This is a genomic window from Modestobacter marinus (assembly GCF_019799945.1).
In the GTDB taxonomy this organism is placed as follows: domain Bacteria; phylum Actinomycetota; class Actinomycetes; order Mycobacteriales; family Geodermatophilaceae; genus Modestobacter; species Modestobacter marinus_B.
In genome coordinates this window covers 71,915-90,749 of record NZ_JABGCH010000019.1, presented here as the reverse complement: position 1 = coordinate 90,749, position 18,835 = coordinate 71,915, and the positions used below count along the sequence as shown (strand labels likewise).

Sequence of the window (18,835 nt, the reverse complement as noted above, 5' to 3'; positions counted from 1 at the left end):
TGGCCCCCTGATGCTGTCAGACTCCAGGATCGGCTGTCCGGGTCCGATGGGGGACGACGTGCACCTGAATTCCCAGGCGGCGGCCGCGGCCGTCCGCGCAGTGCTCGCCGACGGCGCCGTGACCTGCCTGTTCCAGCCGATCGTGGACCTGGACGACGGGCGGGTCGTCGCCTACGAGGCGCTCGCGCGGGGCCCCGAGGGGCCGCTGCGGGCTCCCGACGCGCTCTTCGCCGCCGCGCGCGCCGCGGGCTGCCTCCCCGAGCTGGACCAGGCCTGCCGGTCGGCGGCGCTGCGCGGCGCGGTCGCCGCCGGCCTGCTCGCGCCGCTGACCGTGTTCGTCAACGTGGAGCCCGACGCGCTGGACGAGGCGCCGCTCGCCGCCCTCTTCCCGGGCGTCGACGAGCTGCCCGGCGACCTGCGCGTGGTCCTGGAGATCACCGAGCGGGCGCTCGCCGCCCGCCCCGCGGAGCTGCTGCGCACCGTGGCCCGGGTGCGTGAGCGCGGGTGGGCCGTCGCCCTGGACGACGTCGGCGCGGAGCAGCTGTCGCTGGCCTTCATGCCGCTGCTGCGCCCGGACGTGGTGAAGCTGGACCTGCGGCTGGTGCAGGAGCGCCCGGGCCCGGCGATCGCCGAGATCATGAACGCGGTGAACGCCTACGCCGAGGCCAGTGGCGCCGCGGTGCTCGCCGAGGGGATCGAGGACGCCACCCACCTGACCATGGCCCGCGCGCTGGGCGCGACCCTGGGGCAGGGCTGGCTGTTCGGCCGGCCGGGGCCGGGCGCCGTCCGCGGGCAGCGGACCGGGTCCCTGCGGCTGCCCACCGCGCAGCCGGCCGACGGCGCCGCCGGGGAGGTCTCCCCGTTCGCGTGCCTGCCGGAGACCGTCGTCGTCCGGGAGGCGCCCAAGACGCTGCTCATCGAGCTGAGCAAGCAGCTGGAGCGGCAGGCGATGCGGCTGGGGGAGACCTGCGTGGTCGCGGCCGCGTTCCAGGAGGCACGGCACGTCACGCCGTCCACCCGGCAGCGGTACCGCGACCTGGTGGAGCGGGTCGGCTTCGTCTGCGCGCTGGGGGAGGGTCTGCCGGTCGAGCCGCTGCCCGGCCTGCGCGGCGCGGACCTGGCGCCCGGGGACCCGGTCCGGGGCGAGTGGGACATCGTGGTGCTCAGCCCGCACTTCAGTGCGGCGCTGCTCGCGCGCGACCTCGGCGACGACGGCCCGGACCTGGAGCGACGGTTCGCCTTTGCGCTGACCTACGGGCGGGGCACCGTGGTGCGGGCCGCCCGGGCCCTGATGTCCCGGGTCGCGCCGTCCGGGGACGCCGCCCTCCCCACCGCCGCCCTGCCCACCGCTCCGCTGCCGGCGGCCACCCGGCTGCTCACCGGCGGCGGCAGCCCCGGTGACGCGGTGCTCGCGCGGGCCCTGGCGGCGGTCGACACCGGGGTGACGGTCGTCGACGTGCGGCTGCCCGACCAGCCGCTGGTGTACGTCAACCCGGCGTTCGAGCAGCTGACCGGGTTCCCGGCCGCGGAGACGCTCGGCCGGAACTGCCGCTTCCTGCAGTGCCCGGACACCGACCCCGCCGCGGTGGCGCGGCTGCGCGCGGCGGTCACGGCCGGCGAGGAGGTCCGCGAGGTGCTGCTCAACCGGCGGGCCGACGGCAGCACCTGGTGGAACGAGTGCCACCTGACCCCGGTGACCGACGGCACGGGCACGGTGGTGCAGTACATCGGCATCCAGACCGACGTGACCGAGCGGGTGGACGCCGAGCGGGCGCTGGCCGCCGAGCGGGACCGCCGGCTCCGTTCCGAGGCGCGGCTGGCCGAGCTCGACGCGCTGCTGACCGTGCCCGGGAACGGTCACACGTCCGTGGACTCGCCGGCGGCCAGGCGCGTGTAGGGCGTCGGCTGGCCCGGCCCCCGCTCGCCGAGCAGGCCGGCGACCCCGGCCAGGCCAGGGTCGTTGAGCAGGCCGTCGTGCACGGCGTAGGCCCGCTCGGCGCGCACCGCGCGCAGGTGGTCGATCAGCTCGCCGGTCTTCGACCAGGGGGCGTGCGCGGGGAGCAGCAGGGTGGGGACGGCGACCTCCGGCACGGTGAGCGCGTCACCGGGGTGGAACACCTGCCCGGCGACCAGGAAGCCGACGTTGCGGACCCGCGGGAGGTCCGGGTGGATCACCGCGTGCCACTCACCGTGCACCGAGACGTCGAGGCCGGCGGCGGTGAAGGCGTCGCCGGGGCCGACCACGTGCACCCGGCTCCCCGCGCCCTCCAGCTGCCCGGCGACCGAGGCGTTGGTCCACACCTCGAGGCCGGGGTCGGCATCGAGGGCCCGCCGCGTGCGGTCGGCCTGGAAGTGGTCCCAGTGCTCGTGGGTGACCAGCAGGGCGGTGGCGCCCCGCCAGGCGTCCTCGGCGGTGAACGCGCCGGGGTCGATCAGCAGGCGCTGGTCGCCATCGGACAGGACGACGCAGGCGTGACCGTGCTTGGTGAGCTGCACCGGGCCTCCTGGGCTGGGTGGACGGAGCAGGAGCACGGTGCCATGCCCGGCCGGCGGGACCCGGACCGGCTACCGGCACCCCCTTCGGGTGGGGCGCGGCGTCCCGGCTCAGGCCGGCCCGCCGGGATGCCGACTTCGAGGGCATGGTCATCTCACTCACCTTCGTCGCCGCCCGCAGCCGCGCTCACGGTCCGACCGCGGCGCTCTGGCACGCCGTGGAGGTGCACCGGGCCCCCGACGACCTGGACGGCGCCTGCGAGCTCACCGTCTGCGGCACCCTGGCCCGGGTCACGACCGAGCGGGTCTGGCCGGTCGCCGGCACCGACGTCTGCCCGGCCTGCCTCACCCAGACCCGCTGACGACCTCCGCCTGAGGGGACGATGTGCGCCCCCGGCGCACTCCTCGAGGTAGAACGCGCCACCCCCGCACATCGCGCCGCACTCTGGTGCGACGCGGACAGCGCTGGTCAGCGGCCGGTGAAGTGGGCGGGGCGCTTGGCCAGGAAGGCCTCGACCGCCTCGCGGTGGTCCTCGGTCTGCCCCAGCTCGAGCTGCAGCCGCGCCTCCAGGGCGAGCGACTGCTCCAGCGGGTCGGTGGCCGCGGTCGCGAGCACCGTCTTGATCGCCCGGTAGGCGAGCGTCGGTCCCGCCGCGAGCCGGACGGCCAGCGCCTGCGCCGCCGACACGACCAGCTCCGGGTCGACCACCGAGTGGACCAGCCCCCACTCGGCGGCCCGCTCGGCGGTGAACGGCTCGGGGAGCAGCAGCAGCTCCGCGGCCCGGGACCCACCCACGCAGCGCACCAGCCGGGACGCCAGCCCCGAGTCGCTGGACAGCCCGATGCCGGCGAAGGCGGTGGTGAACTTCGCCCCGGCGGCCGCGATCCGCAGGTCCCCGGCGAGCGCGAGGCCGAGCCCGGCGCCGGCGCACGCGCCGTTGATCGCCACGACCACCGGCACCCGCAGCGCGGACACCGCGAGCACCAGCGGGTTGTACTCGGCCTCCACCACCGACAGGGCGCCCTCGGCGGGGCCGCTCCCGCTGCGCAGCGTCTCGACGTGCTCGGCCAGGTCCTGCCCGACGCAGAACGCCCGGCCGGTGCCGGTGAGCAGGACCGCGCGCACCGCGTCGTCCGCGGCGACCTCCTCCACCAGCCCGCGCAGCTCGGTCCGCTGCCGGGAGGTGAGTCCCGGCCGCTGCAGGGTCAGCGTGGCGACGCCGTCGGCATCGGTGCGGGTGACCGTCGGATCGGACATCGTCGTCCTCCTCAGCTCGGCAGGTGCTCGGGGTCATTCTGCCGACGGCGACGGTGCTCAGGCCCCTGGGCGCGAGCACCCGCTCGGACCTGGGCTCGACGGTCTTCGCCGAGATGTACAGCCCTGGGCCAGCTCTGCCCGCAGCCGGGCGGACTGGTGGGGCCGCGCGCTGTTCAGCTGATCACCGGGCCCGGACCAGCAGCGGCGGGGAGACCTCCCTCACGGCACCCCGGGCGTCCGAGAGCGTGCCCGAGCACAGCCCGATGCCGTCCTCGGCGAGCACGGTGCGGGCGTCCGGGTGCACCCACTCGCCGACCGCCTCACGCACCAGGGTGGCGGTCAGCCCCGTGGGGATCGACAGCCACGTGTCGATGGGCCCGCTGCGCCGGTCCGGCCGCCGCGGCCGCCAGGTGGGCGAGCAGCGCGGACGGCGGACCGCCGTGCTGGGCGCTGCGGTCCCACGGGCTCTCCGTCGCCCGGGTGGGCTCGAAGCGGCCCTCGCCCAGCGGCAGGCAGCAGGCCTCCGCGGTTCCGTCACGCGCGCACTCCCGTCCGTGGCCGTCCGCCGCCGTCCTCCCGCATCCTGCCGCCCACCCCGGGCTTGCCGCACCGGCCCCGCACCAGCCAGGCTGCCGGGCATGGCTACCGGAACCGGGGGAGAGCAGTGAGCGATCGGCTGAAGGTCGTGCTCGCCCCCGACTCGCTCAAGGGCACCCTCACCGCGACCGCCGCGGCCGACGCGCTCGCCGCGGGCTGGCGTCGCCGCCGCCCCGACGACGAGCTGGTCACGCTGCCGCTCGCCGACGGGGGCGAGGGGACGCTCGAGGCGCTGGGCCACGACCTGCCCGACGAGTGCTGGCACACCGAGGGTGTCAGCGGCCCCGACGGCCGCCCGGTGCAGGCGCGCTGGCTGCTGCTCCCCGACGGGACGGCGGTGGTCGAGATGGCCCAGGCGGCGGGCCTGCCGCTGCTGGAGCGCCCGGATCCGCTGCACGCGACCACCCGCGGCCTCGGCGAGCTGCTGGCCGCGGTGGTCGCCGACCCCGGGGTCCAGCAGGTGATGCTCACCCTCGGCGGGTCGGCCACCACCGACGGCGGCACCGGCGCGCTCGCCGCGCTCGGTGCCCGGTTCCTCGACGCCGACGGCGCCGACCTCCCTCCGGGCGGCGGCGCGCTGGCCCGGCTGGCCACCGTCGACCTCAGCGGGCTGACCCCGCCCCCGCCCGGCGGGGTGCGGTGCCTGGTCGACGTCACCGCCCCGCTGCTCGGCCCGCTGGGCGCGGCCGGGCAGTTCGGCCCGCAGAAGGGCGCCACGCCCGACCAGGTGGCGGAGCTGGACGCCGCGCTGGCCCACCTCGCGGACCTGCTCGGCGGCGACCGGGACGCACCCGGCTCCGGCGCGGCCGGCGGCACGGCCTACGGCTTCGCGGTGGCCTGGGGTGCGGAGTTCGTCAGCGGGGCGACCGCGGTCGCCGAGGCCGCCGGACTGGACGACGCCCTGCGCGACGCCGCGGTGGTGGTCACCGGCGAGGGCCAGTTCGACGCGCAGTCCCTGCGGGGGAAGGTGGTCGGCAGCCTGGTCGAGCGGGCCCGCGCGGCCGGGGTCCCGGTCGCCGTGGTCGCCGGGCGGGTGGACGCCGGCGACGACCTCCCGGTCGCCCGGGCCGTGTCGTTGACCGAGCTGGCGGGCTCTCCGGAGGCGTCGATGGCCGAGCCGGCGCGCTGGCTGACCGAGGCCGGCGAGCTGCTCGCCCGGGAGTGGCCGGTACCACGGGGCTGACGGGAACGGTCCGTCACGTCCTCGCGTTCCATGCCGTGCCCGAACCCATGTGTACGACCGCCTGGGTGGGGCATGCCTTCTCCTGGTGCGTCCGGCCCGCCGGCGCCGGCCGGGTCGGGCCGGGCACCGGACGAGGCAGTGGGACGAGGGGGACGCGCACGTGGTGGAGCCCGCGAGGAGCACCCTCGGGAACCGCTACGGACTGCGCTCCCTGCTCGCCACCGGCGGCATGGGCCAGGTGTGGCGGGCCGACGACGAGCTGCTCGGCCGGCCGGTCGCGATCAAGGTGCTGCGCAGCGAGTACACCGGCGACGAGCTCTTCCTCGCCCGCTTCCGCGCCGAGGCGCACCACGCGGCCGCGCTGGGCCACCCCAACATCGCCGCGGTGTACGACTACGGCGAGGAACCGGCCATCGACGGTTCCGGCGAGCACCTGGCGTACCTGGTGATGGAGCTCGTCGAGGGCGAGCCGCTCTCCGCCGTCCTGGCCCGGGCCGGTGCCCTGTCACCGGACCGGGTGCTCGACGTCCTCCGCCAGACGGCCGCCGCGCTCGGCGCCGCGCACGACGCCGGCGTCGTCCACCGGGACGTCAAGCCGGGGAACGTCCTGGTCCGCCCGGACGGCACCGTCAAGATCACCGACTTCGGCATCGCCTGGTCCGCGGGGAGCGTGCCGCTCACCCAGACCGGCCAGGTGATCGGCACCGCGTCCTACCTGTCCCCGGAGCAGGCGGCGGGCGCGCACGCGACCCCCGCCAGCGACGTGTACGCGCTGGGGATGGTCGGCTACGAGCTGCTCACCGGCCGCCGCGCCTTCGACGGTGACAACTCCGTGGCGATCGCCCTGCGCCACCTGCGTGACCAGCCCGAGCCGCTGCCGGAGACGCTGCCCGCCGGCGTCCGGACCCTCATCGAGCGGGCGCTGGTCAAGGACCCGGCGCAGCGCTACCCCGACGGCAACGCCGTCGTCGCCGCGATCGACCAGCTGCGTGCCGGGCATCCGCTCCCCCCGGTGCAGCGCACCGACACGCAGAGCTTCTGGCTGCTCCCCGAGGCGGCGGTGTACGCGAGCGGCAGCGCGCCGGCCACCTCGCCCGGCACCACGGCGACCGGTGCGGACCGGACGGGCGGCCGGATCGGCCGGCTGCTCGTGCCGCTGATCGCCCTCCTGGTCGGCGCGGGGCTCGCCGTGCTGGTGCTGCAGTCCTTCGCGCCCGGGGACCCGGGCACCGCGGCGGCCGCGGCCGAGGTGACGGGGCCGACGGTGACCGCGGAGCCCGCGGTGGTCGACCTCGACCCCGCCGACTACGTCGGCCGGCCGGTGGACGCGGTCCGGATCCAGCTGGAGGCGCTCGGCGTGGTCGTGCAGACCCAGCCGGTGGAGACCCGGGCCACCGACCCCGGTCTGGTCGTCGACGTCGCGCCGCTCGCCCACCGGCTGGAGGCGGGCGACACGGTGCTGGTGAGCTTCGCGGCCGTCCCCGCGGCGAGCGGGTCGGGGAACAGCGCGCCGCGGGCCCCGGTCGAGCAGGTGAGCCGAGCGGCCGCCGTCCCCACCACGTCCGCGCCGGCCGCCGAGCCCCCGGCGCCCACCCCGCCGCCGACTCCCACCCCGGAGCCCACCGAGTCCGCGCCCCCCAGCGGCAGCGAGGACGCCGGTGACCCGGAGGGCACCGAAGGCCCCGACGGCTCCGCGGAGGGCGGCGACGTCGACGCCGGCTCCGAGGACGGCTCCGACCCGACGGACGACGGCTCGGACGACGGCTCGGACGACGGCTCGGACCAGGGCAACGGCAACGGGAACGGGAACGGGAACGGCAACGGCAACGGGGGCCGGAAGGGCTGACCGGCCCGGCCGGTCAGCGCCGGGTCGCCCCGTTCCGGGCCCGGACACCGCCGGGGCCGACCGACCGGGCGCCCAGCACGAGGCAGACGACCGCGGCGGCCAGCGACAGCCGGCCCGGTGAGCCCGCCGGCTGGGTGAGCCCGCCGCCGACGAGGGCACCGGCCGCGCCGACCACGGCGGCGGCGACGGTCACCCGGTCCCCCCCCGTCCGCAGCCCGACGACGGCCAGCGCCGCCCCCAGGGCGACCGCGACCCTGGCGGGCAGGTCCGCGCCGATCAGCTCACCGGCCCACGGCAGCCCGAGCGAGGCGCCGGCGAGCAGCGCGGCCGTGGTGAGCCACGCCCGTCCGCGCTGCACCCCGGTCACTCGGTGCGGCCGGGCGAGAGCCAGACGGCGACCCCGGCCGCGGCGGCCGCAGCGGTGAGCCAGAACCCGCGGTCGCTGGCGACCAGCGGCAGCCCGATCAGCACCCAGAAGGTGGCCACGCCCGCGGCGCCGACCGCCCCGACCCGCCACGCGGTGCGCGGGGACGGCCGTCCGGCGAGCCGGGCCACCGCCGGGACCAGCGCGACCAGGGCGGCGACCGTCGCGAAGGCCGACCAGGTGGGGACGACGTCCCACAGCGACTCGCTGCCGAACCCGAGGACCAGCCCGACCTCGAGCATCGCCAGCCCGGCCACCCCCAGCCCCAGCGCGGCCAGCACGCTCCCACTGCGCCCGGCCGAGCGCCCGGCCGAGCGCACGGTGTCGAACGCCGAGTGCCGGGCGGCGGGTGCCGCGGTGTGCCCGGCGGCGTGGTGCGGGGCCGGACCGGGCCCGGGGGCGGGCGACGGCGGCACGGGGGGCGGACCGGCCGGGTTCACCCCGAACGGGCTCCCCGGCGTGGTCATCGGGCCGGGGACCGGCGGCGGGCCGCTGGGTGCGGCCGGCGGCTGAGCGGTTCCGGCCGGGACGGCGTGGCTGCCGGCGGGCTCCTCCGGTGCGCCGCCGAACCCGGGCACGAAGTGCGCCGGTCCGGCGGCGGAGTGCTCCTGCGCAGGGGCCGCCGGGGGCTCGGCCGGAGCGGACGTGGGGCGCTGGCTGGGCGGCAGCAGGATCGACTGGGTGCGCGGGTCGTCGTCCTCCGGGGTGTGCGGCGGCTGCTGCGGCTCTGGGATCGGCGGATGAGGCTGGCTCATCGGTCCTCCTCACGGGACGGGCGGCGATGGGCACCCGCAGCGCACGGGGCATCGGGCTCGATCGTCGAGAGCCGCGGACCACCGTACTGGCGCGGTCGGGGGCGTCCGGGGAGCCGACGCCGACACCACCGTCCTGCCGGACCGCGGCGGTCCCCCTAGGGTCGGCGCGTGGCAGCGCGCGCGGGGATCGTGGTCACCGGGACCGAGGTGCTCACCGGCCGGGTGGCCGACCGGAACGGGCCGTGGCTGGCCGAGGCGCTGCTCGCCCGCGGCGTCGACGTCGGTCAGGTCGTCGTGGTCGGCGACCGGCCCGAGGACCTGCGGTCCGCGCTGGCGTTCCTCGTCGGCCGCGGGGTGGACCTGGTGATCACCACCGGCGGGCTCGGCCCCACCGCCGACGACCTGACCGCAGCCGTGGTGGGGGACTTCCAGGGGCGCCCGTCGTCGGTGGACCCGGCGCTGGAGCAGCGGATCGCCGCCGTCGTCGCCCGGCTCACCGCCCTCCGGGGCTGGCAGACCGCGCCGGAGGCCAACGCCGCCGGGATCGCGAAGCAGGCCCAGGTGCCCGCCGGGGCCACGGTGCTGGAGCCGGTCGGGACCGCGCCGGGCCTGGTCGTCCCGGTCGCCGACGGGCGCACCGGCCCGCCGGTGGTGGTGCTGCCCGGCCCGCCGGCCGAGCTGCAGGGCATGTGGCCGGCCGCGCTGGAGGCCGAGCCGGTGCGCCGCGCGCTGGCCGGCGCGACCGAGCTGCGGCAGCGGACGCTGCGGCTGTGGGGCCCGCCCGAGTCGGAGCTGGCGGTGACCCTGCGCCGGGTCGAGGACCAGCTGGCCGGGCTGGAGGTCACCACCTGCCTCCGGGACGGCGAGCTGGAGATCGTGACCCGCTACGCCCCGGACGCCGAGGGCGCCTACGCGCGGCTGACGGCGGCCATCTCCACCGACTTCGGGGAGACGCTGTACAGCGACGGGCCGTCGGTCGACGAGCTCGTCGCGGCCGCGCTCGACGACCGCGGCTGGACCGTGGCGGTGGGGGAGTCGTGCACCGGCGGGCTGCTCACCGCCCGGCTCACCGCACCGGCCGGGTCGTCCGGACGGGTGCTCGGCGGCGTCGCCGCGTACGCGAACAGCGCGAAGGAGCAGCTGCTCGCCGTTCCCGCGGAGACGCTGGCGGCCGGCGGTGCGGTCAGCCCCGAGGTCGCCACGGCGCTGGCCGAGGGCGCCCGGCGGCGGTTCGGCGCCGACGTGGGGATGGGGGTCACCGGGATCGCCGGTCCCGGCGGCGGATCGCTGGACAAGCCGGTGGGGACGGTGCACCTGGCGGTGGTCGGGCCCGACGGCGCGGTCGCCAAGTCCGCCGCCGTCCGCGGCAGCCGGGAGGCGGTGCGGCAGCGCTCGACGACCCTCGCCGTCCACCTGCTGCGCCAGCTCCTGCTCGGCGGCCCGCCGGCCTGAGTCACCCCCGGGCGACGATCCGGCTGCGGTGTTCGGCCGGGAGGCCGGAGCGGATGGCCCAGATGCCGGCGGCCCCGGTCGACGGCGACGTGCCGGTGGCGTTCCACGTGGAACCGTGCGGGGCACTGCCGGTGGGGTGACGACGCTGACGCTGCACGCCACCGGCCCGGTCGACCCCGCCGAGGCCTGGGACCGCTACGCGAACCCCGCCCGCTGGTCGAGCTGGGCGCCGCAGATCACCGGGGTGGAGACCGACGCGCTGCGGATCGCCCCGGGCGTGACCGGGCGGGTGCGCGGTCCGGTCGGGGTGTCCCTGCCCTTCGTCGTCGACGAGGTCGACGACGCGGGCCGGCGCTGGCACTGGACGGTCGAGCTGGGTCCGATCCGGCTCCACCTGCTGCACTGGGTCTCCGCCGGCCCGGACGGCGGGACGACGACGGGACTCCGGATCCGCGGACCCCTCCCGCTGGTCACCGGCTACGTCCCCGCCGCGCTGCTCGCGCTGCACGGCCTGGTCCGCCGCTCCTGACCCCGGACCGGCACCCCGGTCTCGTACCGTGCGGCTATGAGCGTCACGCACGCGGTGACCAACCAGGTGCCCCCGCTGATCGGGTACGACCCGATCGGCGGTGACGCCGCGCTCGCGGAGGCCTGCGCCCGGCACGCCGACGCCGCGACCCTCGCCTCCCTCACCGACCTCGGGGCCCTGGCCGGCAGCGAGCAGGCGCAGGAGTGGGGCCGGCTGGCCAACGAGAACCCGCCCCGGCTGCGCACCCACGACCGGTACGGGAACCGGGTCGACGAGGTGGAGTTCCACCCCGCCTGGCACGAGCTGATGCGGACGGCGGTCGAGCACGGCCTGGCCGGGGCGCCCTGGGTCGATCCCGGCCCGCACGCGCACGTCCGCCGGGCGGTCGGCTACCTGGGCTGGACGCAGGTCGAGGCCGGCCACGGCTGCCCGGTGACGATGACCTACGCCGCCGTCCCCGCGCTGCGCGCCGCCCCCGACCTCGCCGCCGAGCTGGAGCCGGGGCTCACCAGCCGCACCTACCGGTTCGGTCTGACCGATCCGTGGACCAAGCCGGGGCTGGTCGCCGGGATGGGGATGACCGAGAAGCAGGGCGGCTCCGACGTCCGGGCCAACACCACCCGGGCCGCCGAGAACGGCGACGGCAGCTGGTCGCTGACCGGGCACAAGTGGTTCACCTCCGCCCCGATGAGCGACCTCTTCCTGGTCCTGGCGCGGACCGGGGACGGCCTGTCCTGCTTCCTGGTGCCCCGGGTGCTGCCCGGTGGCGAGCGCAACGTCTTCCGCCTGCAGCGGCTCAAGGACAAGCTCGGCGACCGGTCCAACGCCTCCAGCGAGGTCGAGTTCGACGGGACGACGGGCTGGCTGGTCGGCGGCCCGGGCCGCGGCGTCCCGACGATCATCGAGATGGTCGCCACCACCCGGCTGGACTGCGTGCTGGGCTCCGCGGCGACGATCCGGGCGGCGCTGACCCAGGCCGTGCACCACGCCCGGCACCGGTCCGCCTTCGGCGCGCTGCTGGTCGACCAGCCGTTGATGCAGAACGTGCTGGCCGACCTGGCGCTGGAGAGCGAGGCGGCAACGGCGCTGGGCGTGCGGCTGGCCGCGGCCCAGGACGCCGGCGAGCGGGACCTCCTGCGGCTGGCCGGCGGGGTGGCCAAGTTCTGGGTCTGCAAGCGCACCCCCACGGTCGTGGCCGAGGCGCTGGAGGTGCTCGGCGGGAACGGCTACGTCGAGGAGTCCGGGATGCCGCGGCTCTACCGCCAGGCCCCGCTGAACTCGATCTGGGAGGGGTCGGGGAACGTCATCGCCCTCGACGTCCTCCGCTCGCTGGGCAGCGGCTCCGCCGCGCTGGCCGCGGTCACCGCCGAGCTGGACACCGCCCGCGGCGCCGACCCGCGCTTCGACGCGGCGCTCGCGGCGCTCGCCGCCGAACTGGGCGACACCGAGCAGCTGCCGCTGCGGGCCCGCCGGATCGCCGGACGCCTGGCGCTGTGCCTGCAGGGATCCCTGCTGCTGCGGTACGCCCCGCCGGCGGTCGCCGACGCGTTCTGCGCGACCCGGCTGGGCGGGGACTGGGACGCCGTGCTCGGCACCCTGCCGGCCGGGCTGCCGGTGGGTGCCCTGGTCCGGCGGGCGGCGGTGTCGCCCGGGTGAGCGAGCTCGCGAGCTCACCCAGGGGCGCAGCAGCGCCGCGAACGCGGCCGACGAGCGCCAGCGAGGAGGACTCGTGAGTGAGGACGGGCGGGTCCGCAGGCGCCGCCGGGCCACCTCGCCGGCGGGTGCGCCGCCCCCGGCGGCGACCCCGGACCGGCACACTGATCCGGTGACCGACAGCTACGAGGTGGGGACCGTGTCCGCGGACGGCCGGTTCGACGTCGATCGGCCGGCGCTGGACCTGCTGGTCTGGGACGCGCCGAACATCGACATGACGCTGGCGACGGTGATCGGGACGCGGCCCACCGCGGCCTCCCGGCCCCGGTTCGACGCGATCGCCGCGTGGTTCGTCGACGGTGCCAACGACCCCACGGCCCCCGAGCCGCCGGACGTGGAGGCCTGCGTCTTCGCCAACGTCCCGCCGCAGCACGTCGCCTCGCTGCAGCGCTGGGTGGAGGCGCTGCGCAGCTTCGGGTACGCCGTGTTCGCCCGGCCCAAGCTGCAGCCGGACGACGACATCGACCAGTCGATGCTCGACCACATCAGCATGCGGGCGCACGACAACCGGCTGCGCCGCCTGGTCGTCTTCTCCGGCGACGGGCGGAACTTCGCCGAGCCGCTGGAGGACCTCGCCCGGGCCGGCACCGAGGTCGTCGTCGTCGCCTTCAGCGAGGTCGCCGGGTACGCGATCAGCTCCGAGCTGCTGGAGTTCATCGACATCGAGGACGTGCCGGGCGCCTTCGCCGCCCCGCTGGACCGGGTCCGGCTCGACGCGCTGCCGGCGGACGGCGCGTGGCTGCGGCCGACGAAGAGCCTGCGGGACGCCGCGAACCTCTTCGCGGCCCGCCGCAGCGCCTAGCGACGGGCGAGCCGCCGCACCCCCGGGGTGTAGGGCAGGGAGTAGTGCGCGAAGACGCTGGGCTCCTGCTCGGCGGTGAGCTCGCCGTCGGTGTCGATCGACGGCGCGTTCTTCGCGAGGTCCTTGCTCACGGTGACCCGCACGTGGTCCGGCGAGACGGTCGCCCCGGTGAGCGGAACGAACGTGAGCTTGTGCCGGCCGATGATCCCGGTGGTGACGGCGGCGAAGGCGGGCTGGTCGGTGGTGGTGTCCACGTAGACCGACTCCAGGGTGCCGATCTTGGATCCCTCCGGGTCGACGACGTTCATCGTGCGCCAATCGCGGATGTTCTCGGCCGGGAACACACGGACCTCCTCTGGTCGTGGACAGCTGACCGTGTCTGCCCTCCCCGGGGGACGCTCAACCGCCGCCGGTCCCCGGGCCCGCTGCGCCAGGAACTGGTCGTGATGGTCGGGCTGCAGGGGTCGGGCAAGTCGACGTGGGTGGCCGAGCACCTGGCGGGCACGCACGTCGTCGTCAGCAAGGACCAGTGGCCCAACGCGCGCCGACGGGAGGCCCGGCAGCGACGGGTCGTGGCCGAGGCGCTGGCCGAGGGGGCGAGCGTCGTCGTCGACAACACCAACCCCTCGCCGGCCGATCGGGCCCCGTTCGTGGAGCTGGCCCGGGCCGCGGGCGTGCCCGCGCGGGCGGTGCACCTCGACGTCCCGCTCGGGACGTGCCTGGCCCGCAACGACGCGCGCACCGGCCGGGCCCGGGTGCCCCCGGTCGGGGTGTTCAGCACGCGGGCGCGGCTGACGCCGCCGAGCACCGCCGAGGGCTTCGCCGAGGTGCTGGTCGTCCGGGACTGAGACCGCACCCGGCGCTGTCGTCAGGAGGTGCCGGCCGGGCCCTCGGAGCTGCGCGGGTGCGGCACCGCCGTGGCTCCGAGGCCGGAGGGCAGCCGGGCCCACACCCGCTTGCGGCCGGGGTCGCTGCACCAGCCGAAGTCGACCGACAGCTGCGCCACCATCGGCAGGCCCATCCCGCCGAAGGCGGGGTCGCGGTCGATCTCCGGCCGCGGGGGCGCGTCGGGCGAGCCGTCGGTCAGCACGACGACCCAGCCGCTGGGGATCGCGGTGATCATCGCCTCCACCGCGCCGCCGCCGTGGCGCAGCGCGTTGGACGCCAGCTCCTCGAAGACCAGGAGCAGGCCCTCCCGGGCGTCCTCGGTCGAGCGGGCCGCCAGTGAGGGGTGGGCGAGCCGCGCCCGCAGGTCCATCCGCACCCGGCTCGCGTCGTGCACGGTGGGCAGCTCCCAGCGCCACACGTCGCCGTTCTCGGAGGGGACGGGAGCCGACGGCCAGACCAGTCCGCTCATGTTCGCCCTCCCCCCGGCCGGATGCTCCGCCGGAGACCATGGTGGCCGACGCCCTCGGGGCGCGCACCACGGGGTCCGGTCGCCGGTCCCGGGGGACCGGGCCGGCGCGCGCTCAGCAGATCGGTTCGGAGCCGGGCATCCCGTGGACGTCGAGGTGCTGCAGCAGCCCGGTGAACTCCAGTGGGCCGGTGACGATCCGGCTCGTGGCGATCACTCGGACGTGCTTGTCCGCTGACTCCGGGTGCTGGCTGACCCACACCAGGGCGGTGACGCCGGCGTGCACCGGGATCGTCGGCACCGCCGGTCCCGTTCCGGAACGGGACCGTCGAGGGCATCCCCCGTCGCGGGGGACGCAGCACGGTCGGTCACCGTTCATCCCACCAGACCCGTGCGACACGCCGGCGCGTCGCCCCGTCCACCCGGGTGACCGACCGGTCATCGCCGGACTGAACTGGGCTTTTGCCCCGACCGAGTCGACAAGTGACCGGCCGGGAGTGCGGTCACCGTCCCTCACGGGGGGTCAGGGCAACGGTTCGGTCACGCGGCCGGGCGGAGGGGCTCCGGAAGCGGGTCCGCGGGCGCCGTCGTCCCTAGATTCTTCCTTGTCCGCGGTCCCTTCCCCGACTGCGGCACTACCTGAGGAGGCAAGCGATGGACGACGCACGATCGGTCGCCACGGTCGCTCCTGCCCTCCGGCACGGGACCGCCCGGGTCCCGGCGGCACCGGCGAGCGTGCGGCCGACGCCGCGCCGCCCCGCCGGTGGCCGGCCCTCCGCGGGCGGTGGCCACGTGTCAGCGCGACCGGCGCCCGATGAGCACCCGGGCGGGCTCCGGGGTCTGCTCCGGCGCTCCGGCAACTGGGGCGCCGGCACCGACGGCGAGTGGCTGGCCTGGGGCGGCACGCCCCGGACCGTGCACAGCCTGGGCGGCGGCCCGTCCGCCGCGCCACGTCCGGCCCCGGCCCGGCGCCCCGCGGCATCGCGGGCGGTCCCGCCCTGCCCGGCCCCGACCCGGGTGGACCAGGCGCTGGAGGCGGCCCTGGCGTCCGCCACGGACCTGACGGTGGACCTGCTCGCCTCCCCCGCGCCCTGGCGGCGCACCTCCCCCGCCGCCCGGCTGGCCGGCCGCGTGCTCGACCCGCTGCGCGCGGTGGCGCACCGCGCGGCCCGCTGGGGCAGCGGCGAGCACGGCACCCGGCTCGCCTGGAACCGGCCGGTGCCCCCGACGGTCCACCGGCTGACCCTTCCGGTGCAGTCCTCGCCGGTGCTGCGGCACCGGGCACCCGAGGGCGACCCGCCGGTGCCGATGCGTGAGTCGCCGAGCACGCCGACGACCACCGCGCCGCCGCGCGGCTCCGCTCGACCCAGCGCGACCCGGCCACGGCTCCTTAGTCTGGCTACGTGTTCACCACGCGGCCGGAGCTCGCCGGCACCTTCGGGATGGTCGCCTCGACGCACTGGCTCGCCAGCGCAGCGGGCATGGCGACCCTCGAGGCCGGTGGCAACGCGTTCGATGCTGCGGTCGCTGCAGGGTTCACCCTGCAGGTCGTCGAGCCGCACCTCAACGGTCCGGGCGGCGAGGTCCCGGTCCTCTTCGCCCGAAGCCCGCGGGCAGCCACCGGTGCGGGGGTCCCCGTCGTCCTCTCCGGTCAGGGCGTGGCCCCGGCCGGTGCGACGACCCAGGCGTTCGCCGACCTCGGGCTCCGGCTCATCCCCGGGACGGGTCTGCTGGCCGCCACCGTGCCCGGCGCCTTCGGCGCCTGGCTGACGCTCCTGCGCGACCACGGCACCATGCCGCTGGACGCCGTCCTCCGCTTCGCCATCGAGTACGCCGAGCACGGCCACCCGCTCCTCCCGCGGGTCGCCGCGACCGTCGCCTCGGTCTCCGAGCATCTCCACACGTACTGGCCGACCTCGGCCGCCACCTGGCTCGCCGCCGACGGAGCTCCCCCCGCAGCCGGCCGCCTGTTCCGCAACCCGGTCCTCGCCTCGACCTACCGCCGACTGCTCGACGCAGCGCGCGGTCCCTCCCGAGAGGCGCAGATCGACGCGGCACTCGCGGCCTGGTACACGGGGTTCGTCGCCGAGGCGATCGACGAGTTCTCCCGTCATCCGCTCATGGACGACTCCGGTCGTCCGCACCGCGGCTTCCTGACGGGTGAGGACCTGGCCGGCTGGCGCCCGACGTACGAGCCGCCGGTCACTCTGGACTGGCGCGGGTGGACGCTCGCGAAGGCCGGGCCGTGGTCCCAGGGCCCGGCGTTGCTCCAGGCGCTGGCGATGGTGGACGGCGTCCTGCCGGCAGGCTCCCGCGGTCGGTCCGCCTCCGCTGCTCCCGACGCCGAGTTGGTCCACGCCGGCGTCGAGGCGGTGAAGCTGGCGATGGCCGACCGGGAGGCCTGGTACGGGGACGACGCGAGCGTGCCGGTGGACGACCTGCTGTCGGCCGCCTACACCAGCGAACGGCGGGCGCTCATCGGCGACCGGGCCAGCACCGTGCTGCGGCCCGGCTCCCCCGGTGGGCGCCCGCCGCGCTTGCCCGCCTTCGTCACCGACACCTCCGGGCGGGAACGCCCCTCCGGCGCGACGATCGCCGGCGTCGGCGAGCCCACCGTGGACACACGCGGCACCACCCGCGGGGACACCTGCCACGTGGACGTCGTCGACCGCTGGGGCAACATCGTCTCGGCCACCCCGTCCGGCGGCTGGCTGCAGAGCTCCCCGGTCGTCCCCGCCCTGGGATTCCCGCTCGGCACGCGTGCGCAGATGTTCTGGCTGGAGCCCGGGCTCCCCAACTCCCTGGTGCCGGGCAAGCGCCCGCGGACCACGCTCTCCCCGTCGCTGGCCCTGCGCGGCGGCGTCCCCACCCTGGCCTTCGGCACCCCGGGCGGTGACCAGCAGGACCAGTGGCAGCTGTGCTTCTGGCTCGCCCACACGCTCGGCGGCCTGGACCTGCAGGCGGCGATCGACGCGCCGGCCTGGCACACGACGAGCTTCCCGTCGTCGTTCTTCCCGCGGGACACGACCCCGGGCGAGGTGGTCGTGGAGTCGCGCGTCGGCGACGGCGTCATCGGCGAGCTGCGCCGGCGCGGGCACACGGTGGTCGTCGCCGATGCGTGGTCGCTGGGCCGGCTGTCGGCGGTGTCCGTCGACCCGGAGACCGGAGTGCTGCGGGCCGCCGCCAACCCGCGGGGCATGCAGGGCTACGCCGTCGGTCGCTGAGCGCCGCCCCTGGGGCAGAAGTGGCCACTTCTCCCCCCGGGGGTGGGGTCAGCCGGGCGCCTCCTCCTCGGCCAGCTCCTGCGGGACGACGGCGGCCAGGGCCCGCCGGATCCCTACCACGATGCTGCTGGCGACGAACAGGTCGTCCGCGTTCCTGGCCCGGGCCGTGCGCAGCGCGTCGGCCAGCACGTGCAGGGCCGCGTAGGCCTGGCGCGTCACGTCGGGACCGGCGGTCGGACCCTCCACCGAGCGCAGCACCGCGGCGAGCGCGGCCAGGGCGGTGGCGGCGGGCGGGCGCAGCTCCGGTCCCCGCGCCACCCGGGCAGCCGTGGCGACCTCGGTCTCCGAGATCAGCCCGGTCAGGTCCTCGATCAGCAAAGCCAGGCGCTCCAGCGCCCGCGCCTGGGCGTACTGCCGGTCGGCGTCCTGCTGGTACCGCCGGGCGCGGCGGTTGCCCCGGCGGGCCTCGGCGGTCTCCTGCACCGCCGACCGCATCTGGCCCAGCAGCGGGTCGATGACGTGCGTCCGGCGCCGCCACTCGTCCTCGGTCGGCGGGGGCGCCTGCTGCAGGCCGTCGGCGAGGTCGTCCAGCTGCGCGGCGAGGGCGTCCCGCAGCCGGGCCAGCCGCACCTGCGCCGAGGTCAGCGGCAGCGGGGGGAACGCCGCGGTCACCGCCACCCCGACCAGTGCGCCCAGCGCGGTGAGCCCGGCGTAGCCGAGCAGGTAGCCCACCGGGTCGCGGTCGCCGAGGATCAGCACGAACAGCGCCGTGGTCGGCACCCAGCTGCGGGCACTGCCGAGCCGTTGCCAGCCGGCCAGCAGCACGCCGGCCGCCACGACGACGGCGATGCCCACCAGGTGGGACGGCGCCAGGGCGTCCACGGCCAGCGCGATCCCGGCGCCGGCCACGATGGCGGCGACGGTCTGCGCCGCCTCCCGGGCCGAGCCGGCCAGCGTGGTGGTCGTCGCCAGCAGCGCCCCGAGCGGGGCGTAGTAGGGGTACTGGCCGGCCGGGCCGGGTACCGCCCGGGCCACGGCCCAGGCGAGGGCGGCCGCCACGGCCGCCTTCCCCGCCAGGCCGAGCCGGGGATGCCGGGCCCACGTCCGCTGCAGCGGCCCGGCCCGGCTGCGGAGTCGGTCGAGGGCCTCCATCGGCACATCCTCCCTCCGGCCCCGGGGCCCGGAGGGGACGTCGGCGGGATCCG

The 18,835-nt window shown here is 77.0% G+C and carries 19 protein-coding genes; 10 read left to right on the top strand and 9 right to left on the bottom strand.

Going from position 1 to position 18,835, the window contains the following annotated elements; all coding sequences use genetic code 11:
• Positions 1-58 precede the first annotated feature (58 nt).
• Positions 59-1,897: a sensor domain-containing phosphodiesterase gene (locus HK417_RS16070; RefSeq protein WP_308123632.1), complete on the top strand. Its 1,839-nt coding sequence runs from the start codon at positions 59-61 to the stop codon at positions 1,895-1,897.
• Here HK417_RS16070 and HK417_RS16065 read toward each other — a convergent pair.
• On the bottom strand, positions 1,858-2,496 hold the full coding sequence (locus HK417_RS16065; RefSeq protein WP_222268233.1) for an MBL fold metallo-hydrolase: 639 nt from the start codon (positions 2,494-2,496) through the stop codon (positions 1,858-1,860). The genes HK417_RS16070 and HK417_RS16065 overlap by 40 nt on opposite strands.
• 143 nt (positions 2,497-2,639) lie before the next feature.
• Between HK417_RS16065 and HK417_RS16060 the strand changes: the two genes are divergently transcribed.
• Positions 2,640-2,855: a hypothetical protein gene (locus HK417_RS16060; protein WP_222268231.1), complete on the top strand. Its 216-nt coding sequence runs from the start codon at positions 2,640-2,642 to the stop codon at positions 2,853-2,855.
• A gap of 107 nt (positions 2,856-2,962) precedes the next feature.
• Here HK417_RS16060 and HK417_RS16055 read toward each other — a convergent pair whose 3' ends face one another.
• Positions 2,963-3,751 carry an enoyl-CoA hydratase-related protein gene (locus tag HK417_RS16055; protein ID WP_222268226.1) on the bottom strand — a complete coding sequence of 263 codons (789 nt, stop codon included), beginning with the start codon at positions 3,749-3,751 and terminating at the stop codon, positions 2,963-2,965.
• 181 nt (positions 3,752-3,932) lie between these two features.
• A complete protein-coding gene (locus HK417_RS25510; protein ID WP_261326929.1) occupies positions 3,933-4,079 on the bottom strand; it encodes a hypothetical protein in 147 nt (48 codons plus the stop codon).
• A gap of 336 nt (positions 4,080-4,415) precedes the next feature.
• Between HK417_RS25510 and HK417_RS16045 the strand changes: the two genes are divergently transcribed.
• Both HK417_RS16045 and HK417_RS16040 read left to right on the top strand, forming a co-directional pair.
• Entirely contained in the window at positions 4,416-5,531 is a 1,116-nt protein-coding gene (locus HK417_RS16045) for a glycerate kinase (protein ID WP_308123631.1), read from the top strand.
• A 160-nt stretch (positions 5,532-5,691) separates the two neighbouring features.
• Positions 5,692-7,377 carry a serine/threonine-protein kinase gene (locus HK417_RS16040; RefSeq protein ID WP_222268224.1) on the top strand — a complete coding sequence of 562 codons (1,686 nt, stop codon included), beginning with the start codon at positions 5,692-5,694 and terminating at the stop codon, positions 7,375-7,377.
• 13 nt (positions 7,378-7,390) lie between these two features.
• On the opposite strand, the gene HK417_RS16035 is transcribed toward HK417_RS16040, so the two are convergent.
• Positions 7,391-7,735 carry a hypothetical protein gene (locus HK417_RS16035; protein ID WP_222268222.1) on the bottom strand — a complete coding sequence of 115 codons (345 nt, stop codon included), beginning with the start codon at positions 7,733-7,735 and terminating at the stop codon, positions 7,391-7,393.
• A gap of 5 nt (positions 7,736-7,740) precedes the next feature.
• Positions 7,741-8,556, bottom strand: a complete 816-nt coding sequence (locus tag HK417_RS16030; RefSeq protein WP_222268220.1) for a hypothetical protein — start codon at positions 8,554-8,556, stop codon at positions 7,741-7,743.
• 168 nt (positions 8,557-8,724) lie between these two features.
• On the opposite strand from HK417_RS16030, the gene HK417_RS16025 reads away from it, so the two are divergent.
• The 4 genes from HK417_RS16025 (at position 8,725) to HK417_RS16010 (ending at position 13,052) form a co-directional block, all read left to right on the top strand.
• Positions 8,725-10,008: a competence/damage-inducible protein A gene (locus HK417_RS16025; RefSeq protein WP_222268218.1), complete on the top strand. Its 1,284-nt coding sequence runs from the start codon at positions 8,725-8,727 to the stop codon at positions 10,006-10,008.
• 115 nt (positions 10,009-10,123) lie between these two features.
• Positions 10,124-10,537 (top strand): SRPBCC family protein, encoded by a 414-nt coding sequence (locus HK417_RS16020; protein WP_308123630.1) that lies wholly within the window; start codon positions 10,124-10,126, stop codon positions 10,535-10,537.
• Positions 10,538-10,573: 36 nt separating this feature from the next.
• Positions 10,574-12,193 carry an acyl-CoA dehydrogenase family protein gene (locus tag HK417_RS16015; RefSeq protein WP_222268216.1) on the top strand — a complete coding sequence of 540 codons (1,620 nt, stop codon included), beginning with the start codon at positions 10,574-10,576 and terminating at the stop codon, positions 12,191-12,193.
• Between the two features lie 73 nt (positions 12,194-12,266).
• Positions 12,267-13,052: an NYN domain-containing protein gene (locus tag HK417_RS16010; protein WP_308123628.1), complete on the top strand. Its 786-nt coding sequence runs from the start codon at positions 12,267-12,269 to the stop codon at positions 13,050-13,052.
• Here the strand turns inward: HK417_RS16010 and HK417_RS16005 are convergent.
• Positions 13,049-13,396: a PRC-barrel domain-containing protein gene (locus HK417_RS16005; protein WP_222268214.1), complete on the bottom strand. Its 348-nt coding sequence runs from the start codon at positions 13,394-13,396 to the stop codon at positions 13,049-13,051. The genes HK417_RS16010 and HK417_RS16005 overlap by 4 nt on opposite strands.
• 102 nt (positions 13,397-13,498) lie before the next feature.
• Between HK417_RS16005 and HK417_RS16000 the strand changes: the two genes are divergently transcribed.
• On the top strand, positions 13,499-13,900 hold the full coding sequence (locus tag HK417_RS16000) for an ATP-binding protein (RefSeq protein WP_222268284.1): 402 nt from the start codon (positions 13,499-13,501) through the stop codon (positions 13,898-13,900).
• 20 nt (positions 13,901-13,920) lie between these two features.
• Here the strand turns inward: HK417_RS16000 and HK417_RS15995 are convergent, their stop codons facing one another.
• Both HK417_RS15995 and HK417_RS15990 read right to left on the bottom strand, forming a co-directional pair.
• Positions 13,921-14,409, bottom strand: a complete 489-nt coding sequence (locus HK417_RS15995) for an ATP-binding protein (RefSeq protein ID WP_222268212.1) — start codon at positions 14,407-14,409, stop codon at positions 13,921-13,923.
• 112 nt (positions 14,410-14,521) lie between these two features.
• Positions 14,522-14,707 carry a hypothetical protein gene (locus tag HK417_RS15990; protein WP_222268211.1) on the bottom strand — a complete coding sequence of 62 codons (186 nt, stop codon included), beginning with the start codon at positions 14,705-14,707 and terminating at the stop codon, positions 14,522-14,524.
• Between the two features lie 1,102 nt (positions 14,708-15,809).
• On the opposite strand from HK417_RS15990, the gene HK417_RS15985 reads away from it, so the two are divergent.
• Positions 15,810-17,630, top strand: a complete 1,821-nt coding sequence (locus HK417_RS15985) for a gamma-glutamyltransferase family protein (protein WP_222268209.1) — start codon at positions 15,810-15,812, stop codon at positions 17,628-17,630.
• A 48-nt stretch (positions 17,631-17,678) separates the two neighbouring features.
• Here HK417_RS15985 and HK417_RS15980 read toward each other — a convergent pair whose 3' ends face one another.
• On the bottom strand, positions 17,679-18,782 hold the full coding sequence (locus tag HK417_RS15980; protein ID WP_222268207.1) for a hypothetical protein: 1,104 nt from the start codon (positions 18,780-18,782) through the stop codon (positions 17,679-17,681).
• Positions 18,783-18,835 lie beyond the last annotated feature (53 nt).

Excerpts from the sequence above, each read along its gene's own strand:
- HK417_RS16015 (WP_222268216.1), top strand. The coding sequence starts at position 10,574 with ATGAGCGTCACGCACGCGGTGACCAACCAGGTGCCCCCGCTGATCGGG.
- HK417_RS16060 (WP_222268231.1), top strand. The coding sequence starts at position 2,640 with ATGGTCATCTCACTCACCTTCGTCGCCGCCCGCAGCCGCGCTCACGGT.
- HK417_RS16000 (WP_222268284.1), top strand. The coding sequence starts at position 13,499 with ATGGTCGGGCTGCAGGGGTCGGGCAAGTCGACGTGGGTGGCCGAGCAC.
- HK417_RS16055 (WP_222268226.1), bottom strand. The coding sequence starts at position 3,751 with ATGTCCGATCCGACGGTCACCCGCACCGATGCCGACGGCGTCGCCACG.
- HK417_RS15995 (WP_222268212.1), bottom strand. The coding sequence starts at position 14,409 with ATGAGCGGACTGGTCTGGCCGTCGGCTCCCGTCCCCTCCGAGAACGGC.
- HK417_RS15980 (WP_222268207.1), bottom strand. The coding sequence starts at position 18,782 with ATGGAGGCCCTCGACCGACTCCGCAGCCGGGCCGGGCCGCTGCAGCGG.
- HK417_RS16030 (WP_222268220.1), bottom strand. The coding sequence starts at position 8,556 with ATGAGCCAGCCTCATCCGCCGATCCCAGAGCCGCAGCAGCCGCCGCAC.